Here is a 24,493-nt window from a genome sequence, read left to right as displayed (position 1 = left end):
GCTTGGCTTTAACGATATATAGGCATACATCTAGTCGTTCTTGAAATGTCATAAGGGAAAGGGGGATAACCTTACGTCTTGTCAAGTCGATCAAGAGATGTGTCCCGAGTTTGCATATTATTTGAACATGATTTAGAAGTGATATATGTCAAATCATTTAAGAGTAGCTTGCCCAAATGATTTCTACATTAATCATGTACCCCTAAAATAGCAATGTATGCCTATCTGTCATAAATTTTTTACTAATTTTCTTGCCTAGCTACCATCACTTGATTACGACCAGCCTGCTTAGCAAGATACAATGCCCCATCGGCAGCTTCAAATAATGCTTCCGTTGAATCAGCCATTTGAGGATAGACAGCCACCCCTGCCGATAATGTCACAGGTCGACCACAAGGACTAATCGTGTTAGCTAAAACCTGACGCAGCGTCTCTGCAACAGAAGCAGCTTCATCCGCTGTAGTATTTGGTAATAGCATAACAAATTCTTCCCCACCATAGCGGCAACACACATCTCCTTCTCGAGCGACAGCTTTCATATTTTTCGCTAAAAATTGCAACACCTTATCTCCCACCGCATGGCCATATGTATCATTCACACTTTTAAAATGATCTAAATCCAACATAATGATAGCGTGAGGTAGCTTGTTTTCTTGCCATTCTGCCAGCATTGCATCCATCGTACGTCGATTTGTTACCCCTGTTAGTGGATCAGTGGTCGATTGATCCTTGAAAAACAGTACCTGTCCATGTAAAAAAGATAAGCTCCTTATTAAAACACTTTTTAAAGAATACGCTTCAAAATACCAACCTTGGACAGATTTTAGCCCCTCAACATTTTTACTATCTAGGCTCTCCTCTGTTAAAGTGGCTAATTGCTGTAAAGGACTAGCAATACGTGCTGCCGCCCAAAGCACAATAAGGATTGAAACCAGCATAAGTGGTATAGATTTTATCGCCACATCCTGCACCCGATCAAACGAAGGCGCTAATGCCACATCTAAAGGTCTTTGAGATACGACTCCCCACCCTGCTAAAGATACTGCACTATAGCCTGCAAGCATTTTAATGCCTTTTGTGTTCTCGACTAGCTGTGCTCCATTCTTCCCAGAAATTACAGCTTTCACGACTTTATTTTCAGTAACCATATCATTGACTCTACTTGGGTCCTGATGGTAAATCACTCGACCATCTTCGTCTACTACATATACATAAGAACCATCATGGCTATAATGTTCTCCCAATAAATTATTAAAGGCATTTTGTTCCTTTAAATAAAGGCTACCAGCCACCATTCCTAGATATTCATTGGATGCTGAGAATATAGGATAAGATATAAAAATAATTAGACGTCCTGTTATCGCCTCATAAGGTTTTGATATAAGCGGCTCCTTTTTAGTTAAAGCCTCTTTAGCACCAACTGATGTTAAAACCTCTCCCTTTATTTCTATAGAGGGAGGTGAGATAGAAAGTACACGGCCATCTGCATTCGTAATAACGACAGAGTTAAACATACTATTTTGCATTTTCAAACGATCTGTTTCCTGCTCTAATGCATTTCCATCATTCATCTTTGAGCTTATATTGGAAGCACTATAACCTAAAATTTGAAAAGCCTCCTCTAGGTAAGCATCTGCTGTAGATGCTAATTTTTGTGCGTACACTCGATTCGTTTCTAATGTATTTTCTTTAATCGAATCAACATTCATTTGGTAACCGCTCCAGAGACTACCAATACTTGTAAAGAAAAAGGCAGCCATTGCTACTCCCATAATTAAATGTTTTAACTTTAACCGATTTGATTTCAACTTTCACACCCCTATTATTCTTAATGAGTACATTTCCTTATTTTATTAGAAATAATTTATTGAAAACAGTGATTTTTTATAGACATTTTATATCTAAAGTAACATTATAGTGTAAGTACCAACATTTATCCTCTCGTTTTTTTAGCAAAAATATAGTATTTTTATAGTAATAAAACGCTCTATTTCTGATAGATTTTTATTAGATATTGTACTTTAACAGAAGAGGATTGAAGTATGTTGATTTATAAAACAGCTCCAATTTTATTGGGCTTTGGTATGGGATTATGGGCTAAAGCTTCTATCAGCTCAAATAAAAAGGCTTATTCGAGTGCTTTGACAAAAAAAAACGCCTCAAGTATTAGCTTTCAAAGTGAATATAAAATGGAATGGCATCGAATAGGGACAGATGATTCCCTATTTTCTATTGTAGGAAGGCATAATTCTCAAGTCGTTGGTGGATATGAAACAAGAATAGCGCATAAAGCATTTGGTATTAAAATAGGTGCTAGTTTAACAGAGGTTACTAAAAAATATGGGTCTCCTCTCAAAGCTATTCACTATCAAAATACAAGTTACTTGCTACATTATATTGATTGTACAGACAATGTAGCACATGGTACCTATTTAATTAATCAGCACTATGTCACTTTTTTCTATGATTTACACAAAAGCAATATAGTTCGCTCCATTCTTTGGATTCATGCTGTTACAGAATTAAATAAAAATAGTTTCTACGGAAAACCTTCCAATGAATTACGGACAGGATTTGAAGATTTAATGGTTGAACTCATTAATCATGAACGAGCCATAGAAGGATTGCAACCACTTATTTACGATAAAAAGTACAATTCTATTGCGCGCCAACATAGTAGTAATATGATAACTCATCAATTTTTTAGCCATGAGGATCATAAAGGTTATCATTCTAATGATAGACTTACTGCTGGTAGTGTAGATTATTTCTGGTATGGTGAAAATATTGCCTCTGGTCAATGCAATAGCATTTTTGCTCATGAGGCATTAATGAATTCTGCAGGACATCGTAGGAATATTTTAAGAAAAGAATTTACGCATGTTTTTGTCGGTGTCTGCTTTAAAAACAATGGTTCACCTTATTTTACAGTGAATTTTTATTCAAAGTCATAGCGTACACTTTGACATAATATTTCTATATCAATTAAAAATCTCTATGTATTTTCTATTACATAGAGATTTTTCGCCTTCATATTTACGAAATTTTCAAATAAAAGGTGATTGTTATCTGAATTTTGACAGAAAATCTATATTCAAAATTTTTTTACTTTTATTGTTATTCTGACATATAATTTTCAGACTAAGTATTTTATAATAAAAATTAGCATAGTCAAGCCATCAATTTTTCTGTTATAATACTGATAAATTTATAGTACACTGTATTAATACAGATACAATATACGCTTTTCAAAATGGGGTTAAGAGAAAAGCTACTAGGTCTCTTAATATAGGTGGCATTAGTAGCTACACAAAAGGGGTTGGGAGATTTGGGTATTTTAAAGGGGTTAAAAATTCTCGATTTTTCTGCATTACTGCCAGGGCCAATGGCAACAATGATATTTGCTGATTTAGGTGCGGAGGTTATCCACGTTGAATCTTCGAAGCGCGTGGACTTAACACGAATCATGCCTCCTTATGATGACGATCATGAGGCATATATACACCAACATTTAAATCGTTCTAAAAAGTCATTAACGTTAAATTTAAAATCGCCAGAGGCTGTGGAAATCGTGAAGTCACTCGTTCATGAGTTCGATGTTATTATTGAAGGATTTCGACCTGGCGTTATGCAACGACTTGGCATTGGCTATGAGGCTCTAAAGGAAATTAATCCAAAGGTTATTTATTGTGCCATTACTGGTTATGGTCAAACGGGACCTTATAGCAATCGTCCAGGACATGACAATAATTATTTATCATTAGCTGGTGTACTGGATTACTCTCGCCATAAGGATAAAAAACCCGTTTCGATGGGAATTCAGTTAGCTGATATTGCAGGAGGCACCATGCATGCTGCAATTGGCGTACTGGCTGCTGCATTACATCGTGAAAAAACAGGCGAAGGGCAATATGTTGACATTAGTATGACCGATGCTGTATTTTCACTTAATGCTATGTATGGAGCCGCATACATTGGAGGGGGGCGTGTGCCTCAGCCAGAGCAGGAGATTTTAAATGGTGGTAGCTACTATGATTTTTACAAAACAAAAGATGGGAGATTTTTCTCAGTAGGAAGTCTTGAGCCTCAATTCCGCAAGCTGCTATGTGAAGCCCTTGATATTCCTGAGCTTATTGATAATACTTTTAATGATTCATACTATACACAAATTCGTTTTAAAGAAGCCGTTCATGATGCCTTTTTATCAAAAACCTATAATGAATGGCTAGAAGTGTTTAACGAGGATTTTGAGGGATGTGTGGAACCTGTCTTAACCTTTCCTGAAGCGTGCGAGCACCCACAGCTAAAAGCTCGCGGCATGATTGTTGATATTCCCAAAAGCGATGGTACGACGCAAAAACAAATTGCATCTGCCTTTAAATTTGATGGCGCTCAACCAGAATATAGGCATGTAGGCGCCAAGCTTGGAGAACATAATGAGGAAGTGTTATCTGCTCTTGGCTTTAGTGCAGAAGAAATTGCTAACTTAAAAGACAAGGGCGTTTTAGAATAAATCCCAAAAAGAGTGTCTAGTGCATATTTACACTAGACACTCTTTTTAATCATTCCTGCTCTACATATGCACTTATAAACACTCGTAAACTTTCGAAATGATCATCTATTAGTAAGTATTTTTTATAAATTTCCATTAATTTTTCAAAGAGTTCATACTGCTCTGTTACAAATAGAACCTTTAAGATATTTAATATATGAAGGGATGCGCTCTGTGCAACAAAATAATACGAAGCCTCTGGTAGACGATAATTTCTGCGCCATTCATCAACAGATAATCCGATGTGCTGTAATGAATTATTCACAAGTAAAGCAATATCTTGTTGGACATAAGCCTCTATCGCTATAAAATGTTCATTACTATAATTTTTCTGCACTAATGCTGCATGTATTTTTTTATTGGATGCTAGTTTATGCTCCTTTAAAAGTGTTAATCCCTCCTGATAACGCTCGGTTCTTACGTAATGATCGAGTAAAATAGCATATAAGTTTTCTAGAAAATTTAGTTCATAATTTTTGATAATAGCGGGAGGTGTTGGCTTACGATTAGGCAGTAGTTCTTTATATTCTAGCATAATCTCTATTGCATAATTATTAAGACGTTCATCCTCTAATAAATATTCCCCATACTGGATAACCAATTCATCATTCTTCTCCTGATGTGCTATATGAAACAGAAGGTAGGCAATCAGCACCTTTTCTTTCTCTGTCAACGCATACATTGAATAACGCCAATCCGCTTCAAAAGCAGTAATTAATGACTTAACGCAACGATTATCCCCTTCGGCTAACCGGTAATGCACAACGATTTGGTAAAGGTGTAACTGTTTTTTTTCTAAGCACGTTGAATTATAGTTATCCACATAAGTTATACACTTATCCAGAACTTTTTTGTAATTATTCACAAAGTTATTCACATGTGCATAAGTTTTTCTTGCAGAATACTCAAAATGACCAAGCATTTCATGAATAAATGTGAATTGTTCTAAAGGTTTGTGGATAAACAGTGAATAAATCTTTTTCATAAACAACCAATGCCAAAATAGAGTATGTTCTTTATAAATCATATGCACAAAATATTCATTATTTAATTTATATAAAAATATAGTTTGAAGTTCGTTAACCGGCATTGTAATTTGCATTCGTTTGCCAAAGATTAACCATATTAACCGTTCAAAGTCCATTGTATGCTGTGCAAAAAGCTGCTCAAAAAAAATTTCTTTCCCTCTTTGCGTATAAAAAAAATCATTCAGACGATCATGTACAAATTTAGCATCCATACCCTGCTTATCAAAAAAAGCTTGCGTCTCTGTAGTTACATGACCCCAATATTTTCTCGCAGTTGAAAAAGCAATATTCATCGCTATTTCCTCATTCACTAAAAATAAATTTGGTGAAAGGGCAGTACCTAATATTTTTGGGTCTGCCTGTAACTTATTCTCCGCCTCTGACCAAGTTGACAGCACTTTTTCAGTACCCTTTTCACCACTACGTTTATATGCCATGAATAACTGCTCATCACAATCCAACAGCATGAAATTGGAGCCCCCTATCAAAAATACTAACAAGCTTAGCTAATGCTCTTTCTTCAATATAACAAATCTAATCCAACATATGCTAAAAAAATTATGATATGCCTTAAGAATACGACAAAAGTATTCTTATAAATGTGACAAAGAAAAACCCATCTATTGAATAGTAACTTAATAGATGGGTTAACATTTAAATTTTCCTGATAAAGGGCAAATGAGTTCATTGGACAAGTGCTTATAAGTTGGTAGCCCATTGGCATTGTCACAATTCACTCATTGCCTATGCTAGACAGTGCTAGCTGCATACACAACTTAGGGAAGTTATGTATAATTCACTAATATAATCGAGAAAGTAACCTTCTCGTAACAGTAGACGAGTAACCATTCAAATAGTTACAAAAAAATCTGTCAAATTTTTAATTGCCCTGCATATATGGATTACACAATTGTTTTACCAGAATGAAGGATATTGTCGTGTTTCTCGTAAATTATTAATCACTATACCAAAGAACACAATAATTAATGCACCTATTAATACAGGCATCACCAAATAGCTCCATCCATAGCCTCCTAAAATAATAATAATAGGATTAGCTCCTGCCGGTGGATGAATAATTCCCGTAATCGCCATTAGGAAAATCGTTAATCCTACACCCATACTAATGGAAACAATACTTGTTCCTAGAAGAGAATATATAGATAGACCAATAAAGGCAGAAATAAAATGCCCTCCAATAATATTTCGTGGTTGAGACAACGGTGCATTCCAAACCACAAATACGAGTACACAGCTACCACCAAGTGAGGCCATTAGCCAGGGTGTCCCTGTGTAATTCGTCAGCCAAAGTAGCACAAAAATACATACTAATCCCCCAACCGCACCTGTGAGAGCGTCAGCAAAATTTGTTCTCGAAGGTGCATGTCCTCCACCTCGCATTTTATTGAGATATGCTTTAAAACTGCTTGTTTTTTCTCTTTTTTCTTGTAAACGCACGAAATCTGCCATGTGTCACCATCATTTCTATGTAAGAATTCTAATAGAACTATAACAATCTTTTAGCTATTTAGAACTTGTTCTATTATAGCAACTAATCAATAGAAAACAATTTTTATTTGTCAATCTTTAGACAAAAGTCTTTGCCAACAAAAAGAAAGCAAACCAGAAATAATTTCCGTAGTTTGCTTTTGTGCTTTTATATGATCAATCATATTGTTTTTTCACTGGTTTATAAATTCGTGCTTTTTTCAGTACAGTTTTTGGTACCTGGAAGGTTGCTGTTACAACTCCAGGATGACGACCAATTTCAATGGAGCCTGTAATGGTTGCTCTGTTCATCACCTCAGGCTCGCTCATCTCAAAAAGCTTTGCAGCACGACTTAGGGCATTATTTGTTGCCTCATTTAATGATGTTCCAGAGCCAATGATTGATACAGGAAATGCGTCCTCCACCTGTTTAACCCCAAATTCCTCCGCAAGCTCACGAGCACGGCGTTTTTCTTCCTTTGTAAAAGGTTTAGCTGTATAAGGTAGATCTTCAGCATTTGGCAATAAAATTGGACCTTCCAATGACGCTTTTTTCAATACACTAACCTGTAGTTGGACGATACCAGCAACATCTGTTGTATGTCCTGCAATTTCACCGTCTCCCTGCATGGCGTGCATATCACCAATATAAACGCCACCTCCAGGAACCTTAACTGGACAAATAATGGTTGCCCCCTCACGAACACGGCTTATATCCATATGCCCATCTGTACGATGTTTATCCAATTCCTCTTGTGTAAAGGCATATTCATGCGGTGCCCCAATTAAAAATGAACCAAAATCACCTGCATTATGAGAGTCTGGCATAGCCTTGGATGGCGTCGTACCAAGCTGTCCTAAAAATGGTCGCATTCTAGCCATAATGCCAACTAAATCACTGGGCGCTAATGCTACTACCGGATTTTGTATAGAATTTTCAGGTGTGCGCATATAATTTTTCGCATCCAGTGCAATTCGACGTGCTCCTTCTCGACCAACAGTAACACCAATATTCCCCTTATGATCGAATGTCATCGTGTAGCCATTGGTCATTTTAAAAGGGGCCGTTTCTGTATCACATGTGGAACAGCGAATGGCATGCTGACCGATTCCCTTAACGATAGTGCTCGGATGAAGTTTGCCACAGCCTGGACATTTTACGGAAACAAATGGGTCCCCAATAAATCGATCGTTAATAACCTCATCGTGTCCAGATGCCGTTGCTAATGATGTCACCTGAATGGATTTAATCTTAATGACAATGGCATCTCCTACCTCCGCGCCTTCTACAAATACAGGCTTTGTCACTTCATGTCCACCACGAATTGTAGGTGTCAGCATGGGTCCCCAGCAACCAGGTGTTGTATTAGCAATAATCGTTCCACCATCCTTAACAGGACCAAGCATTTTCTGCGAAGGGTCTAAAATACCATCTATAAACTCATTTACGAATAATGTTTCTACGGCTTGCGGTTGCTGCTCGAAATGTTCATTTTCTATTCCTATTTCTTTTTCTAGCACTTGCAATTCGTTTGTCATTTTTCGTCACGCTCCTAGTTTGATTTTATGTATTTATGTTAAAAACGCTCTCCACAAATTGCAGAGAGCTATTCTTTCTTAATTGTTCATATATAAATCATAAACGTGTGAGAAATCTTCTTTTTTATATTTGTCCTTATGATCTATCATCCAGCTATTTGCGAAGCGTGTAATTTCCTCGAATGATGCAGAAGGAGTGACATTATCATTACCAATACGTCCGATGGATGAGGAAGCGATTTGTAAGCTTTTTTCTGCTGCCTCTAGCTTGTAGGCATTTTGCTTTTGCTCATAGCTGATTGCATGTAACGCTTTATATAAATCTTTAATATCATCTATAAACCGTTTATGAATATCAATGGAAAGTGGAGAATTACCTATCGTAAACTTAATTTCGACATCAAGATCAATTGTTCCTGCTGTTTCGAGAAAAACATCTGTAATAGCATACATAGAATAATCATAACGGCGCAGTAATCGCTTCTTGCTCATGGCACTTTCCCCATCAACATGTATAATTGCTCTATTTGTAAAGCAATACTCGTCTGCCTTCGTTTTAATTAAAAAATAAATTTTTTCATCTATTTCATGCAAAATAAAATCATCTGCATCCGTTTTATCATAATCCTCACGCGGCACAACTATGCCAATATCCGACAATCCCAGTGCATCTGCTGCTATTTTTTTGAACATTTGAAATTTCCCTCCTAGATATTTAATACTCTCTTTACGATTTAAACTCTGTAAAAGTTTCAAAAGGGCCTTGTGCTTTAAAAGTGCACAAGGACCTTTCATTTAATTATTTTATTGGAAGTGTGATAGGGTCCATCTCCTTTATTTCCATACCTTTTCCGGAGCCTAAGGAGAAATAGACCACTGGAACAAATGTAATGGACTTAGCGGATGAATGAATAGCCTGTATAGTAGCACTAGATTTATAGGAAATACCATTGTCAAGACTTCTTGCGCCATTTCCATGCACTGTATACTTATTCCCTGCATTATCTTGTAGCTCATCAAATTGCACTGTCACCTCTGGCCATTTTTTCAGCAAATCTGGATCCATTTCATATTCATAATGAATAATTGTGGACATCTCATTTTTTTCAAGGGAAGTAAATCTAGCAGTGACATCATAATTAGTAACGGTTTCATTTATTAACTGTAGCTCACCTGCAAGTTTTGAGACTTTAAAATGAAAGGCCCAATCACCCTTTACTATTTTATCTGTATTTACATAGAAAGCCTGTGGCGTCCAACTTACCTCTACTTCCTCTGGTGCTTCTTTATCAAAATAGGGTGTAACATTTGCTAATCCAACATATTTATTATCACTTATTTTTTCTAGTCGACTTCCTCCTCCCATAGCCTCAGAGCCTTTTATATCAATAAAATTACCTTGAATAAATGGATGGGACCCCAAATCTGTATCACTCTCTAGAGCAAAAGAAATCGTGAGGGAAGTACCATCAAAAACTGCATTTTCGATCATCATTGATATACCGTTACTAGTTTGAACCTGACCAATCTCTGTAGCGTAACTATCGAAATTCTCAAACATAGTGTCTTTATTATTAAAATAGCTAGCTATGTTTTTCATAAATGGAATTTGTGAGGCTAGCGTCGGAAAAGCAGTTGTTACAGTTGTTACGGTGCCGATGCCAATGATTGCCGCAGCTGATAAATGACGTACCCATTTTGGTACACGCTTTTTAACTGTTTGCTTAAAAACCCTTTGCTTTAGCTTATCCTTTTGCTGTGATGACATTTCTAGTGGTTCTATATTTTCAATATCTAAACTTAACCAATCTTTATAGCTTTTTGTCATATGAATACCTCCCTTAACTTTATGGATGTAGCTAGCCTTTTCTTCCCTCTGTATAGCCGGTTTTCTACAGCAGCCTTTGATAAATGAAGTGCCTCTGCTATCTCAGTATTCGTTAACTGTAGGAAATACTTCATCATAAAAATATCCCGATCAACACTTTCTAAGCAGCTAATTGCGAATAATAAATCATTTCGTTGCTCCTTTTTTAGAAATTCCCGCTCTGTCTCTTTTACATCAGGCTTTTGTGAGAGCTCCTCGTCTCCCTTCTCTCTTGCTTGTTGTTTTTCAAGCCTACGAAAAATATCTATCGCTTTATATTTTGTGAGCATACCTATCCATTTTTTAAAATCTTCAGGCTGGCCTTCAAATTGTTTAGCATTTTGCCAAATAGCTAAAAACACATCATTCACACATTCTTCAATAGCATCTTTATTGATGTCTGAAAGAATTTTATAAGCTATTGCATTCACGAAACTAGAATAATGCTCTATTACATAATCAAGTGCATCTTCTTTTTTATTTTGTAAACGGCTAATGAAATTTTTGGCAGTGCACCTCATCATTTCGCCTCCCTCTAAATCTTTTGAAAAAGCTTTTTCACTAACTATATCGAATACAAAGTGTTAAAACTCTCAACTTTTTAAACATTTCTTTTATAATGATTTTTATAAATGAGCATACTGTAAATTTAATAATTCATTAATCATTGTTCGGCTTTCAAAAATTAAGACTATACGCTATTCTTAAATCTCTAAGATGATTATAAAAATGAAAGGGTGTGTCCCCATGCAAGAACCAACTATTTTAGTAGTGGATGATGAGGCTGATTTAGCTAATCTGCTAAAAGTCAGTCTGCAAAAAGAGGGCTATAAGCAAATTTATACTGCAGGTACTATTCAAGAAGCATGGACAAGCTTTCAGCAGACACAACCAAATATTGTGCTACTCGATGTCATGCTTCCAGATGGTGAGGGCTATGATTTATGTAGACGAATTCGAGAAGTATCGCATGTTCCAGTCCTTTTTATGTCAGCGAAAAATGAGGAAATAGATAAAATTTTAGGGCTGGCAATTGGGGGCGATGATTATATTACAAAACCCTTTAGTCCAAAGGAGGTTGCCTATCGCGTAAAGGCACAATTACGTAGAGCTGGCTATCAAACACAGGAGAAAACACCGAGCATTGGCGAAAAGACATTACAGGTTGGACCATTCCAGCTAAATGCTGATGAAACTGAAGTTCAGAAGGATGGCGTTTTATTGGAATTAACGGCTAAGGAAATTGGTTTAATGGCATGCTTTATGCACAATCCTAATCGAATTTTAAGTAAAGAGACTCTTTTTGAGCGTGTATGGGGAGAGGATTTTTTCGGCTCTGATAATACTGTCATGGTGCATATTCGACGTCTGCGCGAGAAAATTGAGCAGGATGCTTCTAAACCTATGTACATCACCACTGTTAAAGGACTTGGCTATAAGTTTGTCCTACCGAAAGAGGCACAAGGATGAGGTGGAAACTAACAGCACGCTTTCTCCTTTCCGTACTTTCTATTGTCATCATCGTTATTTTTGTCAATACTGCTATTCTTATTGGGCTCCTCATTTATCGGCTAGCAAATGAAAATGATAGCTTTGTTCCATCTACAGAAGAAAGCTTTGTACGGGATTTCCAAAAATATATTGAGATAAGTAATGAAAAGCCTTCAATCAGTAAAGAAGGACTTGAACACTTGCATCAGCGAAATGCTTGGATTCAGTTACTTGATGTGAATGGTCAAGTTATCGATTCCCAATTCGCACCAGAGAAAGCTCTCTCACACTATGCACCTATAGATTTAATCCAAGTATATAAATATAAAGAATTTGATGCTGATACTACTGTTTATATTGGCAGTAAGGATGATGTAAATTATCTCATTGGTATCAAGGGTAGTGGTGTGACAAGACTCGTTATGCATCTTTCTGGCACTTCATTTTTACAGTTTATTGGAAAATTCGGGTTGTTTATTGTTATTGCCGATTTATTAGTAGCTACATTGGTGGGCTGGCTTTTTGGTCGTACATTAACTAAGCCACTATATGCACTGATAGAGCGTATCCGACATTTAAAAAATCATGAGCATCAAACTGTAAAAATGCCTAGTGGTGTGTATAAACCCGTTTTTGAAAATTTAAATGAGGTATCCAGAGAATTAGCTGCACACGAGCAGGAACGCAAGCAACTAGAGTTGATGCGTGAAGAATGGATTAGTAATGTCTCACACGACATGAAAACGCCCCTTGCCTCTATTCGTGGTTATGCCGAGCTGTTAGATGATGAAACACTAACTCCTCAAGAGCAAGCTGAATACGCACAAATCATTGAGAAACAGTCATTGCATATGCAAGATTTGCTAGATGATTTAAATTTAACGATGCGCTTAAGACATCAGCAGCTTCCGCTCACACTAAGAGAAATTGACATAGTGTCGTTTATTCGTGAGATTGTGATTGATACATTAAATACGCCACACTATGAGCTTGCCAATATTGAGTTTGAGGCAACCTCACATAACAGTTGCCATCAAATAGATGAGCATTTTATGCGCAGAGCTATCATGAACTTTTTACACAACGCTCTGCTTCACAATGGCCCTGATGTAACTGTCCATGTGTCTGTGGATGAGAATATTATTACGATTTCTGATAATGGCAAAGGGATAGCGGCGGCAGATTTAGAGCATATTTTTGAACGCTATTATCGTGGTACAAATACAGAACAAACAACTGGCACTGGTTTAGGGACGGCTATTGCTAGGGATATTATTGAGGCTCATGGAGGAACAGTCAGTATTACCTCCGAAGAGCAAAAAGGAACAACCGTTAGCATTTATCTAAAAAGGGAGCAGTCCTAGTGGCTGCTCCTCTTTGTTATTCCATTTGATCCTGCACCTTAGCAGGTAACTCATGGAATTTGACTTCATCATATGAAGTGACTTCTGTTTCTTTTTTTACATATAGCTTTAAATAAGCATCATGGTGTAAATTTTTCTGAGCGGAGAACTTTAATGTTTTTTCTTCGCCATTTTTATTGTAAGTAGGTAGCTCGTACCAATACATTTTAAAAATTTCGCCACTACTTACCTTATATTCCTCTACCTCACCATCCGTCGTAATATGGACATAGTAGGTGTCTTTATTTAGACGGTTAAAGTCAACAGTCATCAATACAACCAACCCTGCAACGAATAGGATAAACAATGCACCTATTCCTAAAAATACTTTTTTCATATTAATTCCCCTGTCTTACGATTTTATAAAATGCTCGTACGGTAAAGATATAATAAATAAAGTAAATAGCTGAGTATGCAACCATCCACAGTATTACTGGCTTTGTAATATTCATATTAAAAAGCTGTGAAAATGCTAGTAACGCAAACGCACTATGCACAATGCCTACGATAAGTGGTGCACTAAAGATAACAGCCACCTGCCCTGCCACTGTCTTTAGGATTTGCTTACTATTCACACCGATTTTATTTAGAATGGCATATTTCGCCTGGTCTTCCTCAGCTTCCGTTAATATTTTGAAGTAAATAATACTGCCTGTTGCCGCTAGGAAAACTAGGCCTAGGAAGCTGCCCACAAACAATAATGCACCAACTGTCGCTAAACTATCCTCATAGCTTTGCGGAACACTAGAGAAGGATTCTTGTTGTTCTGTGGACAATTGCTTGGAAATGTCTTGTGAAACCGCCTGTTGCTTCAAATCATTATCTAAACCAACAACCTGCATCTTTACCTCTTCAGCATTAGTAGCTGCGAACTCTCGATCATTCACCACAAGTACTGTTCCGGCTGCTATAAAGTTTAGTACGCTTTCTGTATACATTTTATCTACATGGAAGGAATCTCCGTTTTGTAACTTAAAGTCTTCTCCTGTAAAATCATGTGAAAATCGTTCATCGTATGCTGCATCAAGTAATACGGTTGATCCATCTGCAATATGCAGTTCTTGATTCTTACCTTGGAATTTCGCTAATCGATTATAATCCGACTCCTTTAATAAGGTATATTCAAAAAACGACAAATCGTTATCGACACGTAAATTTTTCACAGCAAGTGATTCATTATATAAGACATCATTCTGAGAAATTTCTACTGGATCACCCTTCCACATAAATGTATTTGGCAACATCTGACGTACAGTGGCCTCAGCATTGTAATACATTCCAAAGACGCCACCACCAGCAGTAATAGTCGTTGCGCTTAAGATTGCAATAATCGACAACGATTTCGCATTTGCTCGTATGCGATATAATAGCTGTGAGACACCTATTAAATTTAAGCCCTTCCAAGACCAAGATGTTGCTCGTTTTAATGCTGTTAACACAAAGACACTAACACTATGGAATAGAAGATAAGTCCCTGCAATGGTTACTCCTATGACCATTAGTGGCGTACCTAAAACGGTGAAGAATCGCCAAATTTTACTCGTAAACATATCAGAGGCGGCTGTATAATAACCAAATGCAATGAGTGCTGTCCCAAGTAAAGCAGCTACTAAAGATGCACGTGGAATTTGCTCACCCTGTTTTTCAGCATGAAATAAATCAATTAATTTAAATTGGTATATAACACGATAGCCTTGTAAGGATGTGAATAAAAACAATAGTGTAAAAATACCAGTTGTATTCATCAGTGCTTCCACTGAAAAAGTTAGACTTCCAACAACCTCATAGCCCATTAATTTTACTAGGATCATTAATAGACCCTGTGACATAAAGAACCCTAGAACAATACCGAGTACTAGAGAGACTAGCCCTATGACTAAATTCTCGAAAAAAAGCATAAGACCGATCTTTTGCTTACGTACACCTAATAATGAATAGAGTGCGACTTCCTTTTTCCGTTTCTTCATGAAAAATGAATTAGAATATGCCATAAAGATGACAATAAAGAACAATAGCACAACCGAAGATGCACTCATCAATCCTTTAATTTGCTGAGAGGATTGTTTTAAGGCTGATAGATCATCATTATATTTTAGCGTCACAAACGTAAAGTAAATAACAATACTAAATACCATTGAGGCAATATATAAAAAGTAATTCGACAAATTACGCTGAATATTTTTACGCGCTAAGCTAAATAACGTCATTTACTCCACCCCCGATGCTAGACAGCACCTGTAAGATCTCCTGGAAAAATTGCTTCCTTGTGAGAGTCCCACGATGAATTTCCTTAGATAGCTGCCCATCCTGAATAAATAGTATGCGCTGACAGAAGCTAGCTGCAAAGGCATCATGGGTAACCATCATAATGGTAGCTGCTTGGGATTGATTTAAATCACTTAAACTTTCAAGTAAATCTGTTGCTGACTTTGAATCTAATGCACCTGTAGGCTCATCAGCAAAGATTAATTTTGGCTCTGTCACTAACGCACGTGATGAAGCTGTACGTTGCTTTTGTCCACCTGAAATTTGGTATGGATATTTATCCAATAATTCACGAATGCCAAACAATGAGGCAATGCGATCAACTCTTGCGTTAATAGCCTTTGTTGGCATCTTCGCAATTGCTAGCGGCAAAACAATATTTTCTCGAACCGTTAAAGAATCAAGTAAGTTATAATCCTGGAAAATAAACCCTAAATTATCCCGACGAAAATCTGCTAATTCCGCATCCTTCATACGTGCTAGGTTGGTATCACCAATAATAATTTCACCAGTCGTTGGTGTATCAATCGTTGCTAATACATTGAGAAGCGTAGATTTACCTGCCCCTGAAGGACCCATTACACCAACAAACTCTCCTTTTTCTACTTCAAATGATATATTTGATAGCGCTGTAAAAGTATTTGCGCCTTTGCCGTAAGTTTTTCCAACGTTTTGAACCTTTAATAATGGCGTCATATACGCTCACCTCTTCTTTCTGACCTTAGTATACGACTCCAAACTTACAGCAAATTTGTCGTAAGCTTACAGCAACCTTAAATCAATCATTTGTCGAAAAGTTAATATGTTTTATCGAAACATTTCCCTCTTTTATCGCCCAATTTTTAATAAATATCGACATAAAAAAAGAATTCACACACAGATTGTGCATGAATTCCCCTAAACTATTGTGCTAAGACTTTCTTAATATCATCCTCAAAGCTATGTGGCTTATCCGCTGATGCGTAACGTCCAACAACCTCACCATCACGATTGACAAGGAATTTTGTAAAGTTCCACTTAATGCTGTTGCCTAAAAATCCTTTGGAGTGAGAAGTGAGATAATCAAAAATAGGATGCGCTTCTTTGCCGTTCACCTTGACAATCTCATGCATTGGGAACGTCACTCCATATGTCAGTCGACACTGTGATGCCGCTTCTTCTGCAGTCGCGAGCTCTTGCTTAAACTGATTTGAGGGAAATCCAAGGACAACAAGACCTTCCTCCTGGTATTTCTCATAGAGACCCTCTAATTCCTCAAACTGCGGTGTAAAGCCACATTTTGAGGCTGTATTGACAATTAGCATAGGCTTTCCCTTATATCGTTCCAGGCTATAGATAGTACCATCCTCTAAGGTTACGTTAATATCATAAATGCTCATTTCTCTACCTCCTATTTATAAACGTCCATTCTTTCTTGCAATCTGCTGCAATGGATCCCAAACACCGTTAAATGGCGGCGCATAGGCTAAATCTAAATCTAATAAATCAGGTAGTGTCATTTTACTGTATAAAGCTGTCGCAAAAACATCAATACGCTTATCAACACCAGAAGGTCCCACAATTTGAGCACCTAACAACAGTTGATCTCGCTTTCTCACAATAATTTTAATGTACATTCGTTGAGCACCAGGGTAATAACCTGCAATATGGCGAGCCGATAATTTAAAAGCCTCATAGTCAAATCCCAGCTCTTTTGCCTTCTGCTCATTAATACCCGTTGTAGCAATTGTTAAATTGAAAAATTTTAAAATAGAAGTACCCACTATGCCACGAAACGGTGCAAATTTACCAGACATATTAAGTCCAGCCAGCCGTCCCTGCTTATTAGCAGTCGTACCCAGCGGTATATAATCTAAGCGTTCCTTGACAATATTGAAATGCGTAGCACAATCACCAGCAGCGTAAATATTTTCGATAGAGGTCTCTAAATGGCGATTAACAATGATTGCACCATTTTTCAACATTGCTATACCTGTTCCCTCTAAAAATTGTGTATTCGGCTTAATCCCTACAGCCATAATCACTAAATCTGTTTGGAGGGCACCTTTATCTGTCAACACTTGTTCCACACGGTGCTGACCTTCAAACGCTTCTACATCTGTATTTAGCAATAGTTCAATATCATTCTTTTTTGCCTCATCATGAACATGCTGGGCAAATTCTTCATCTAAAATTCTAGCAACATAGCTGCTTCGCTGAATTAATCTTACCTTTTTACCACATGCATGAATCGTTTCAGCCATTTCTAGACCAATATAGCCGCCACCAATAATAGTGACAGTTTCTATATCTGGTGTTAAATCGGCTAGTAAATCCTCTAGCTGAGGAATTGTTTTCACTGTGTGTATACCTGCTAAATGCGCACCTTTTTTCACTGGCATCGTTGGATCTGCACCCGTTGCGATAAGAAGTTTATCATAAGGGAGTTCAAAGGCTTCTCCAGATGCCTGTGTACCAAAAACAAGCTGCTTGTCTACATCTATTCCATTTACTTCATAACCTACTCGTGCATCAATGCCATACTTATCACGAAATGTTTCTACATCTCTTGCAATAAGCCGCTTTGTCGATGAAATACGTCCATCCACTACATAGGGCAATCCACATTGCCCATATGAATAAATAAATCCACGCTCTAAAGATGTTATTTCTGCGCCTGGTACATTTCGATATATCTCCATTGCTGCTGACATTCCTGCAGCATCTCCCCCGATGATTACGTATTTCATTCAACAATCCCCCTTATTTTTTTCTCGTCGCCACCAACCCAGCATACTCATCAATAAACAGATGACGTTTCCCTCCACTAATTAAGACACGAGCTACATGTATGATAATTATAAGTCTAATAAGCAGTGCAGCCATAAATGCTACTAATGTAATTACTATTTGTAGTACATAGAAGGGAGAATCCATATTCAGCTTAATTTGCCCTAAAATCGTAATCATCTCTAAAAGACTTATCGTTGCTAATATCGCGAAGCAGCGTCGCCATGTTTTCTGAATAATACCGTTGCCCTTTACACTAGTCATCGTAAAGCGTAAAACCTTCATACCCATAGTTGCTCCCCCAGTAATAGTCGGAACTAGACCAAATAGCAACATATACATTATGAACTTCATAAAAAATTCAAAAATGCCATTATTAGGAACTACAACCCCTACTACAACCAAAATAAGCTGCGCAATAAATAAATCAATAATGATGGCTAGTAATATAGATAGTGGTTTGACGATATCATTTTTTGCAATTTCTGCTGCCTTTGCCTGCACTGCCTCATGAGAAGGAAACAGCGCCCATACAATAGGTGCTAAAAAGAATCCAAGCCATGCACCAGCGCTATTAAGCATTAAATCATCTACATCAAAAATACGGTACGCACAATTAAAGATGCCATAAACTCCTGTAACTTGAGTTACCTCATAAAACAATGTTAGCAAAAAGCTGATGATAAATGCACGTTTCCAGTACTCTCTTTTTTTAAGAAAATAACGCAAGTATATCCCAAATGGCATAAGTAATAAGAAATTATAAAAGGCTTGAAAAAAAGCTGGTTGCTTCGTTATATAAAGCCATGTTGAGGGACTCGTAAGAACGATTCCACTATCCTTTAAAATATCCCTAATAAATTGAAATGGGCGTAAATTATAGTGAACAGTATCTGCAGCTTGTAGCGAACAAGTATCACGAGTTGGAGGAAACGGTAATAAGACTAAACATAATGCTGATAAAAAGTAAAAAATAAAGGAGAACATAATAATCGTTTTAGATATTGATAAATAACCGTACTTTCGATAGGTATAAATTAGCCAAGGTATAAACAAAGCAAAGGATAAAAAAATGGTTATAAGAAAAGCCACCATAATCGATTGTGTATATAAAGACATAAAAGCACCTCTTCGTTTTAAATTCCCGTTAATCCTAACGCTAAGATTTAGTCTACCCTTTGAACACAACACTACTATTTCAGTAATCTTAAATAATTCTTAAATCAATTACAAATAACAATTCAAAAACTCTACCATTAGAAACAACAGACAGTAAAACTCAACCTCTTTGAAGTACAGTTACTGAGATGACAATAGAAAAAATTCTTCCTATACAGCCATAGTTGGTCAATTTTTACGTACTTTAAAAAAGCCTCGATTTCATTGCGGCTAAAATCTAGTGCACAAGCGAATGTTTATGTATTTATTTCTTGTATATACGATACACCTTTAACTTTGCCATACATATTGCAAAAAAATGAACAGTAATTTAGCAAATTGAACAGTTTAAAAATGAGCTCATGTAGTGTAGGGATTTTACATGATGAAATAAGTATCTAACAGTAGTCATTTAAAAGTATAATTTATGATATATGGACTATTTGGGAACTTTTTGAATATTGGAACGTATTAATAATTATAAATTAAATTTCTAAGGGGGTGTTGTTCATGAAAAAGTGGTCATCTTATTTTGGGAAATTAATTTGGGTTATGGGATTATTTTTATTAACTATCATTAGTTTTAATATTAAATATAAAATTCATGCTATCTCAACTTCAACATATAGTATTGTTCCTGTTATTTGGACTAATTTTATTATTCTCTTTATATGGGGTGTCTATTTATCACTTATTTTTATAAAAAAATGGACCATTAAAATAAATTTACCTTTACTTATTTGCGTATTCCTTCCTTGTTTTCTCTTTTCCCTATTTGTACCATTAGCAATGATTTTTTCAATATCTCTTCCCATAGGTGATATATGGTTTAATAAAGCCATAAGTTCGAATTTAATTGAAATGGTTGCAGGTTTAACATTCATGTTAAGCATTTTTAATAATTTAAAAAGCGAAAGTGAATAAAACAGTTTGTAAATGACTGCAATTAAACTACACTCGGAATTTGAGAAGTAGCTACCAAAGTTGTTAATGACTTTTATTCAGCCACTTTTGGTAGGACGGATTTACTTCTAGCGTACAGCCTTTGAGATTGAATCAGAAGGACTTATTCTGTCCTTTTTAACAGGATTCCTTCAAAGGCTTTTTTGTATACAAAAATGAAAAGGCTGTACTGAAAAGTCGATCTACATCGACCTTTCGGACAGCCTCCATCCTTTAAATGGGTTATTAAGCTTTTGCTAATTCCTCTTTGCAGAAGGCTAAAATTTCATTTAACTCTTCATCCTCTAATGCAAAATCTAAATACTCGCCCTCTGCCTTTTCCATAATAAAGTAGTTTAAAATAAATAGCTCTTCACCTTTTTCAGCGATTAGTACGCGTATTTCAATACCGGCTTCGTGGTAAAGCTCATCTTCTTCGTCCACTTCCACGTCTAAAATAAACTCGTAACGCTTACCCTCAATTATGTTTGTTGGATCTAAAATTTCTTCCATTGAGAATTGTGTAATTTCCATCATACTAGCTCCTTTATGTTAACCTGTTCTTTTATATATTAAATCAAATTCAGCATGGGTCAACTAGAAAACTCATATACACCTATCCTTAATTATGACACAATAAATTTAAAGAGATGCTTCTCTTACGGATACACTACATAAAAGGAGGCTTTTTCTTGAAGGAGCTATTATATTACCAAGACGTGATGCTGCGAGAATTTGATGCGACTGTTATCAGTAAAGGAACTGATGAAAATGGTCGAAACTTCATTGTACTTTCAAATACTGCGTTTTATCCTACGGGTGGTGGACAACCACATGACACAGGGACAATAAATGGTATTGAGGTTATTGATGTTGAAAAGGTGGACGATGAAATACGACATTATATTCAGGGTGACGTTTCCATTTTGACTGGAGACGTGCAAGGGCAAATAAATTGGCAACGTCGCTTTGATCATATGCAGCAACATGCAGGGCAGCATATATTAACAGCAGCTTTTGTTGAGCTATTTAATCTACAAACTGTTAGCTTCCACTTAGGCAGTGAGCAGGTCACAATTGATCTAGCTGTGGATACAATTTCTGAAGAACAGCTTTTAGCAGCTGAAGCTCTTGCCAATGATATTATTTTAGAAAATCGTCCAATTGAAACGACGTGGATTACAGAAAATGAACTGGAGAACTATAATCTACGTAAAGATGTAGCTGTTACTGGAGATATTCGACTAGTGATTATTCCTAATTTTGATTATAACGGTTGTGGTGGGACACACCCAATCGCCACTAGACAAGTTAGCGCAATTAAAATTTTGGGCACTGAAAAAATGAAGGGCAATATTCGTGTCTCCTTTGTGTGCGGTCAGCGCGTTTTAAAAGAGCTAGCCATGCGTAAAAAAGTACTAGCTGACGTGGCAAGACAGTTAAGTGTACCTGAAGCAGAAGCCGCTGCTGCACTTGCTAAAATTTTATCAGCACAAAAAAATACAGAAAAGGCACTTGCTCATGCAAAAGACGAGCTGCTCCAATTTGAAGCAAAAGCACTCATTTCCAATAACAACAACATGATCGCTGCTGCCTTTTCTCACCTTACGATGCAGGAGCTACAAAAGCTAGCACGTTTAATTGTTACTGAACAAACAGATGCTATCGTACTTCTTGTCACTGAAAACGAAGATAAGCTTCAGTTTGTTGCTGCAAGAGGTGCAGCAACTGAAAGAAGTATGAAAGATATAGCTGCAAAGATTTTACCGCTCATAAATGGAAAAGGTGGCGGTAATGATCAAATGGTTCAAGGTGGTGGAGAGCAGTTAATCTCTACGGGGGAACTCCTTAAAGCCATGCAAAATGTGCTTATTTAACTTTTTAAAACATAAGAAGAGCTGTCTAATCAACGACAGCTCCTTTATCTTTTAAAGTTTAAATTTCTGGGTAGCCCCATACAATCGTTTTGCCATTTCAGAAAGTTTAACAGTTTGATCGTTCATCATTTGCACTGTTTTCGTTTGCTTTGTCGTAGCATCTGTCACATCATGCACGTAGTCACTTGCTGCATGAGCCGTTGCCGCCATCTCCTCCATCGAGGCTGACACTTCCTCTGTGTTCGCAGACATTTGTTCAGCTGAAGCATTCATTTCCTCAATCTGACTAGAGATTTCACCTACTGCATGTACCATTTCATCAAAACGCTCACCCAATGTTTCAATAGATACTAATCCACGTTCAACATTTTCCTCTCCCATTTCAGCTGCTTTTACTACTTCTAATGTGTAGGATTGTACTCTTTCTATAAGTACATTAATCTTTGTTGCTGATTCAGCTGTTTGCTCCGATAGCTTGCGAACCTCTTCAGCGACAACTGCAAATCCTTTGCCCGCATCTCCTGCGCGTGCTGCTTCAATCGATGCATTTAGTGCCAATAAATTTGTTTGGTCAGAAATATCCGTAATCATTTTTGAAATTAAACTAATTTCTTCGGACTCTTGTTCCAGTTTACGAATGTTTTCTATTTCCAACGAAGTCCCCTGTTGAATTTCATTCATTCGTGTAATGGAATGTTGAACAGCTTTGTTACTTTCTCTAATTTTCTGGGAAATAAATTGTGTATTTGTAGCAATTGTGGAAGCCACCTCTGCAACGTTCTGAACCCCTAAAGCCATTTGTTCCATAGCTGACGCGCTTTCCTCTGCCATCGCTGTTTGACTTTGCGCACCACGATCGACCTCATTTATTGCCCCTGCTATTTGCTTAGATTGTTTTGTTACAGCATGCACATCTTCCATTAAATCACATGAGGCTTCATTAACGGCAGTAGCTTCTTGTCCCACCTGTGAAATCATTTCCCGCATATTGTCCGTCATTTGGTCTAAAGCTTTTGACATTGTCCCCATTTCATCATGTCGTTTTAAATATTTATCGGGGATTTCCTGAGTAAAGTCACCTTCAGATAGCCCCTCAGTAATGCGTAAAACATGACGTAGCGGTCTGCTGACAGATCGTGAAATTGCAAATGAGATAAGCAAGCCTAATATAGTGACAACAACTGTTGTAATGATGAAGTTGACTTTTAAACGTGAAAGACCTGACATCATTTCACCCTCTAGCGCAATAACACCCATTTTCCAGCCATTCTCTAAAGTGTGATAACCTAAAAGGTTTGTACCTGTTTCATCATTTTGAAAGGAAAAATATCCTTGCGTATGATCAATCATTTCCTGAGCAGCTAATGCCCTCCCCGTCACTTTTCCTGTTTCTTGTGCCGCTTCTATTGGGTTATATTGCTCTTTTACATAATCATGGTTGTTATGACCAATAATCGTACCTTTTCCATCTAGCATGAAGGCATAGCCACTTTCTCCAACTTTAATATCCTCTACAATTTTTGATAAATAATAGCCATCGATACGAGCTAACAATAAAGCCTTTTCGCCTGTCACTGTATCTATAGGAGAAACAATTAGAATAACTGGCTCACCTGTCACCCGACTAATTGTTATGTCGGACATTACGGATTTACCTGTAAAACCCTCCTGCACATAGGCACGGTCCCCTAAATCAGCTATAGTATCATCTAAATAATGGGCAACACCATCAGCAGTAATAATCCCAAACCCTAAATAATTCTCATTATCTGCAAGACGCTTCGTTAAATATTTCTTTTGATCTTCAAAATTCATACTACGAATTGCTTCCTGCTCAGCAATTGCCTCTACCTCCACTAAAGTTAATTGGAAGTGCTCCTCTATGTATTTTGACACATCTGCTGCCCTAGATACTAAATTGGATTCAACCTGCTCATCCACTGCTTTCGTACTACTAATCATGGTAGATGCACCAAGCGTTCCACACGTTACAAATACTAGAGCTATAATTGCAACAACTAGTTTACCACCTATACCCTTAATCCACATATTCTTTTTTCTCACATCTCCCATATTTAACATCTTTTTTAGTATTTTTTTGTCCTTCTTCTTCA

Annotated in this window: 21 protein-coding genes; 6 read left to right on the top strand and 15 right to left on the bottom strand. The window is 36.9% G+C overall.

The window, feature by feature from the left end:
* Window positions 1–242: 242 nt before the first annotated feature.
* Window positions 243–1,808, bottom strand: coding sequence for a sensor domain-containing diguanylate cyclase (locus AC2CGN_RS20775; RefSeq protein ID WP_484515981.1), 1,566 nt, complete (start codon window positions 1,806–1,808; stop codon window positions 243–245).
* Between the two features lie 234 nt (window positions 1,809–2,042).
* Between AC2CGN_RS20775 and AC2CGN_RS20770 the strand changes: the two genes are divergently transcribed.
* Both AC2CGN_RS20770 and AC2CGN_RS20765 read left to right on the top strand, forming a co-directional pair.
* Complete coding sequence (locus AC2CGN_RS20770) at window positions 2,043–2,954, top strand: CAP domain-containing protein (protein WP_484515979.1); 912 nt, start codon at window positions 2,043–2,045, stop codon at window positions 2,952–2,954.
* A 374-nt stretch (window positions 2,955–3,328) separates the two neighbouring features.
* Window positions 3,329–4,513 carry a CaiB/BaiF CoA transferase family protein gene (locus tag AC2CGN_RS20765; RefSeq protein ID WP_429986515.1) on the top strand — a complete coding sequence of 395 codons (1,185 nt, stop codon included), beginning with the start codon at window positions 3,329–3,331 and terminating at the stop codon, window positions 4,511–4,513.
* A 49-nt stretch (window positions 4,514–4,562) separates the two neighbouring features.
* On the opposite strand, the gene AC2CGN_RS20760 is transcribed toward AC2CGN_RS20765, so the two are convergent.
* From AC2CGN_RS20760 to AC2CGN_RS20735, 6 genes are all read right to left on the bottom strand, one after another.
* On the bottom strand, window positions 4,563–6,047 hold the full coding sequence (locus tag AC2CGN_RS20760) for a hypothetical protein (protein WP_484515977.1): 1,485 nt from the start codon (window positions 6,045–6,047) through the stop codon (window positions 4,563–4,565).
* Between the two features lie 448 nt (window positions 6,048–6,495).
* A complete protein-coding gene (locus AC2CGN_RS20755; protein ID WP_484515976.1) occupies window positions 6,496–7,050 on the bottom strand; it encodes an HPP family protein in 555 nt (184 codons plus the stop codon).
* Window positions 7,051–7,245: 195 nt separating this feature from the next.
* On the bottom strand, window positions 7,246–8,607 hold the full coding sequence (locus tag AC2CGN_RS20750; protein WP_484515974.1) for an acetamidase/formamidase family protein: 1,362 nt from the start codon (window positions 8,605–8,607) through the stop codon (window positions 7,246–7,248).
* A gap of 78 nt (window positions 8,608–8,685) precedes the next feature.
* Window positions 8,686–9,300, bottom strand: a complete 615-nt coding sequence (locus tag AC2CGN_RS20745; RefSeq protein ID WP_429988414.1) for a PH domain-containing protein — start codon at window positions 9,298–9,300, stop codon at window positions 8,686–8,688.
* Window positions 9,301–9,406: 106 nt separating this feature from the next.
* On the bottom strand, window positions 9,407–10,435 hold the full coding sequence (locus AC2CGN_RS20740) for a DUF4179 domain-containing protein (RefSeq protein WP_484515972.1): 1,029 nt from the start codon (window positions 10,433–10,435) through the stop codon (window positions 9,407–9,409).
* A complete protein-coding gene (locus AC2CGN_RS20735) occupies window positions 10,432–10,998 on the bottom strand; it encodes a sigma-70 family RNA polymerase sigma factor (RefSeq protein ID WP_484515970.1) in 567 nt (188 codons plus the stop codon). Before AC2CGN_RS20735 ends, AC2CGN_RS20740 begins: the two co-directional genes overlap by 4 nt.
* A 223-nt stretch (window positions 10,999–11,221) precedes the next feature.
* Between AC2CGN_RS20735 and AC2CGN_RS20730 the strand changes: the two genes are divergently transcribed.
* Together AC2CGN_RS20730 and AC2CGN_RS20725 are read left to right on the top strand one after the other, a co-directional pair.
* The gene (locus tag AC2CGN_RS20730; protein WP_484515968.1) at window positions 11,222–11,944 is read left to right on the top strand and encodes a response regulator transcription factor; all 723 of its coding nucleotides are present in this window, start codon (window positions 11,222–11,224) and stop codon (window positions 11,942–11,944) included.
* Window positions 11,941–13,329 carry a sensor histidine kinase gene (locus tag AC2CGN_RS20725; RefSeq protein ID WP_484515966.1) on the top strand — a complete coding sequence of 463 codons (1,389 nt, stop codon included), beginning with the start codon at window positions 11,941–11,943 and terminating at the stop codon, window positions 13,327–13,329. The genes AC2CGN_RS20730 and AC2CGN_RS20725 overlap by 4 nt, the downstream gene beginning before the upstream one ends.
* A 16-nt stretch (window positions 13,330–13,345) precedes the next feature.
* On the opposite strand, the gene AC2CGN_RS20720 is transcribed toward AC2CGN_RS20725, so the two are convergent.
* From AC2CGN_RS20720 to AC2CGN_RS20695, 6 genes are all read right to left on the bottom strand, one after another.
* Complete coding sequence (locus AC2CGN_RS20720; protein ID WP_484515964.1) at window positions 13,346–13,705, bottom strand: YxeA family protein; 360 nt, start codon at window positions 13,703–13,705, stop codon at window positions 13,346–13,348.
* A 1-nt stretch (window position 13,706) separates the two neighbouring features.
* Window positions 13,707–15,575, bottom strand: coding sequence for an FtsX-like permease family protein (locus AC2CGN_RS20715; RefSeq protein WP_484515962.1), 1,869 nt, complete (start codon window positions 15,573–15,575; stop codon window positions 13,707–13,709).
* Window positions 15,562–16,329 (bottom strand): ABC transporter ATP-binding protein, encoded by a 768-nt coding sequence (locus AC2CGN_RS20710; RefSeq protein WP_429983647.1) that lies wholly within the window; start codon window positions 16,327–16,329, stop codon window positions 15,562–15,564. Before AC2CGN_RS20710 ends, AC2CGN_RS20715 begins: the two co-directional genes overlap by 14 nt.
* Before the next feature lie 206 nt (window positions 16,330–16,535).
* Window positions 16,536–17,012 carry a glutathione peroxidase gene (locus AC2CGN_RS20705; protein WP_054772426.1) on the bottom strand — a complete coding sequence of 159 codons (477 nt, stop codon included), beginning with the start codon at window positions 17,010–17,012 and terminating at the stop codon, window positions 16,536–16,538.
* A 15-nt stretch (window positions 17,013–17,027) separates the two neighbouring features.
* Window positions 17,028–18,362 (bottom strand): FAD-dependent oxidoreductase, encoded by a 1,335-nt coding sequence (locus AC2CGN_RS20700; protein WP_429983645.1) that lies wholly within the window; start codon window positions 18,360–18,362, stop codon window positions 17,028–17,030.
* A 13-nt stretch (window positions 18,363–18,375) separates the two neighbouring features.
* Window positions 18,376–19,521 (bottom strand): VanZ family protein, encoded by a 1,146-nt coding sequence (locus tag AC2CGN_RS20695; RefSeq protein ID WP_484515960.1) that lies wholly within the window; start codon window positions 19,519–19,521, stop codon window positions 18,376–18,378.
* Between the two features lie 549 nt (window positions 19,522–20,070).
* Here AC2CGN_RS20695 and AC2CGN_RS20690 point away from each other — a divergent pair.
* Window positions 20,071–20,484, top strand: coding sequence for a hypothetical protein (locus AC2CGN_RS20690; RefSeq protein WP_484515958.1), 414 nt, complete (start codon window positions 20,071–20,073; stop codon window positions 20,482–20,484).
* 264 nt (window positions 20,485–20,748) lie between these two features.
* Here AC2CGN_RS20690 and AC2CGN_RS20685 read toward each other — a convergent pair whose 3' ends face one another.
* Entirely contained in the window at window positions 20,749–21,036 is a 288-nt protein-coding gene (locus tag AC2CGN_RS20685; RefSeq protein WP_054772429.1) for a DUF6509 family protein, read from the bottom strand.
* A 158-nt stretch (window positions 21,037–21,194) separates the two neighbouring features.
* On the opposite strand from AC2CGN_RS20685, the gene AC2CGN_RS20680 reads away from it, so the two are divergent.
* Window positions 21,195–22,379 (top strand): alanyl-tRNA editing protein, encoded by a 1,185-nt coding sequence (locus tag AC2CGN_RS20680; RefSeq protein ID WP_484515956.1) that lies wholly within the window; start codon window positions 21,195–21,197, stop codon window positions 22,377–22,379.
* Between the two features lie 51 nt (window positions 22,380–22,430).
* Here the strand turns inward: AC2CGN_RS20680 and AC2CGN_RS20675 are convergent, their stop codons facing one another.
* Window positions 22,431–24,428 (bottom strand): methyl-accepting chemotaxis protein, encoded by a 1,998-nt coding sequence (locus AC2CGN_RS20675; protein WP_484515954.1) that lies wholly within the window; start codon window positions 24,426–24,428, stop codon window positions 22,431–22,433.
* Between the last annotated feature and the right edge of the window lie 65 nt (window positions 24,429–24,493).

The sequence above is a fragment of the Lysinibacillus sp. DFXJR4 genome (assembly GCF_057196045.1).
This window is presented reverse-complemented; position numbering and strand designations above follow the sequence as displayed.

Bases quoted from the DNA above. Each gene is read 5' to 3' on its own strand.
- AC2CGN_RS20770 (WP_484515979.1), top strand. From the start codon at position 2,043: ATGTTGATTTATAAAACAGCTCCAATTTTATTGGGCTTTGGTATGGGA.
- AC2CGN_RS20760 (WP_484515977.1), bottom strand. From the start codon at position 6,047: ATGCTGTTGGATTGTGATGAGCAGTTATTCATGGCATATAAACGTAGT.
- AC2CGN_RS20755 (WP_484515976.1), bottom strand. From the start codon at position 7,050: ATGGCAGATTTCGTGCGTTTACAAGAAAAAAGAGAAAAAACAAGCAGT.
- AC2CGN_RS20750 (WP_484515974.1), bottom strand. From the start codon at position 8,607: ATGACAAACGAATTGCAAGTGCTAGAAAAAGAAATAGGAATAGAAAAT.
- AC2CGN_RS20745 (WP_429988414.1), bottom strand. From the start codon at position 9,300: ATGTTCAAAAAAATAGCAGCAGATGCACTGGGATTGTCGGATATTGGC.
- AC2CGN_RS20740 (WP_484515972.1), bottom strand. From the start codon at position 10,435: ATGACAAAAAGCTATAAAGATTGGTTAAGTTTAGATATTGAAAATATA.
- AC2CGN_RS20735 (WP_484515970.1), bottom strand. From the start codon at position 10,998: ATGATGAGGTGCACTGCCAAAAATTTCATTAGCCGTTTACAAAATAAA.
- AC2CGN_RS20730 (WP_484515968.1), top strand. From the start codon at position 11,222: ATGCAAGAACCAACTATTTTAGTAGTGGATGATGAGGCTGATTTAGCT.
- AC2CGN_RS20725 (WP_484515966.1), top strand. From the start codon at position 11,941: ATGAGGTGGAAACTAACAGCACGCTTTCTCCTTTCCGTACTTTCTATT.
- AC2CGN_RS20720 (WP_484515964.1), bottom strand. From the start codon at position 13,705: ATGAAAAAAGTATTTTTAGGAATAGGTGCATTGTTTATCCTATTCGTT.
- AC2CGN_RS20715 (WP_484515962.1), bottom strand. From the start codon at position 15,575: ATGACGTTATTTAGCTTAGCGCGTAAAAATATTCAGCGTAATTTGTCG.
- AC2CGN_RS20710 (WP_429983647.1), bottom strand. From the start codon at position 16,329: ATGACGCCATTATTAAAGGTTCAAAACGTTGGAAAAACTTACGGCAAA.
- AC2CGN_RS20705 (WP_054772426.1), bottom strand. From the start codon at position 17,012: ATGAGCATTTATGATATTAACGTAACCTTAGAGGATGGTACTATCTAT.
- AC2CGN_RS20700 (WP_429983645.1), bottom strand. From the start codon at position 18,362: ATGAAATACGTAATCATCGGGGGAGATGCTGCAGGAATGTCAGCAGCA.
- AC2CGN_RS20695 (WP_484515960.1), bottom strand. From the start codon at position 19,521: ATGTCTTTATATACACAATCGATTATGGTGGCTTTTCTTATAACCATT.
- AC2CGN_RS20690 (WP_484515958.1), top strand. From the start codon at position 20,071: ATGAAAAAGTGGTCATCTTATTTTGGGAAATTAATTTGGGTTATGGGA.
- AC2CGN_RS20685 (WP_054772429.1), bottom strand. From the start codon at position 21,036: ATGGAAATTACACAATTCTCAATGGAAGAAATTTTAGATCCAACAAAC.
- AC2CGN_RS20675 (WP_484515954.1), bottom strand. From the start codon at position 24,428: ATGTGGATTAAGGGTATAGGTGGTAAACTAGTTGTTGCAATTATAGCT.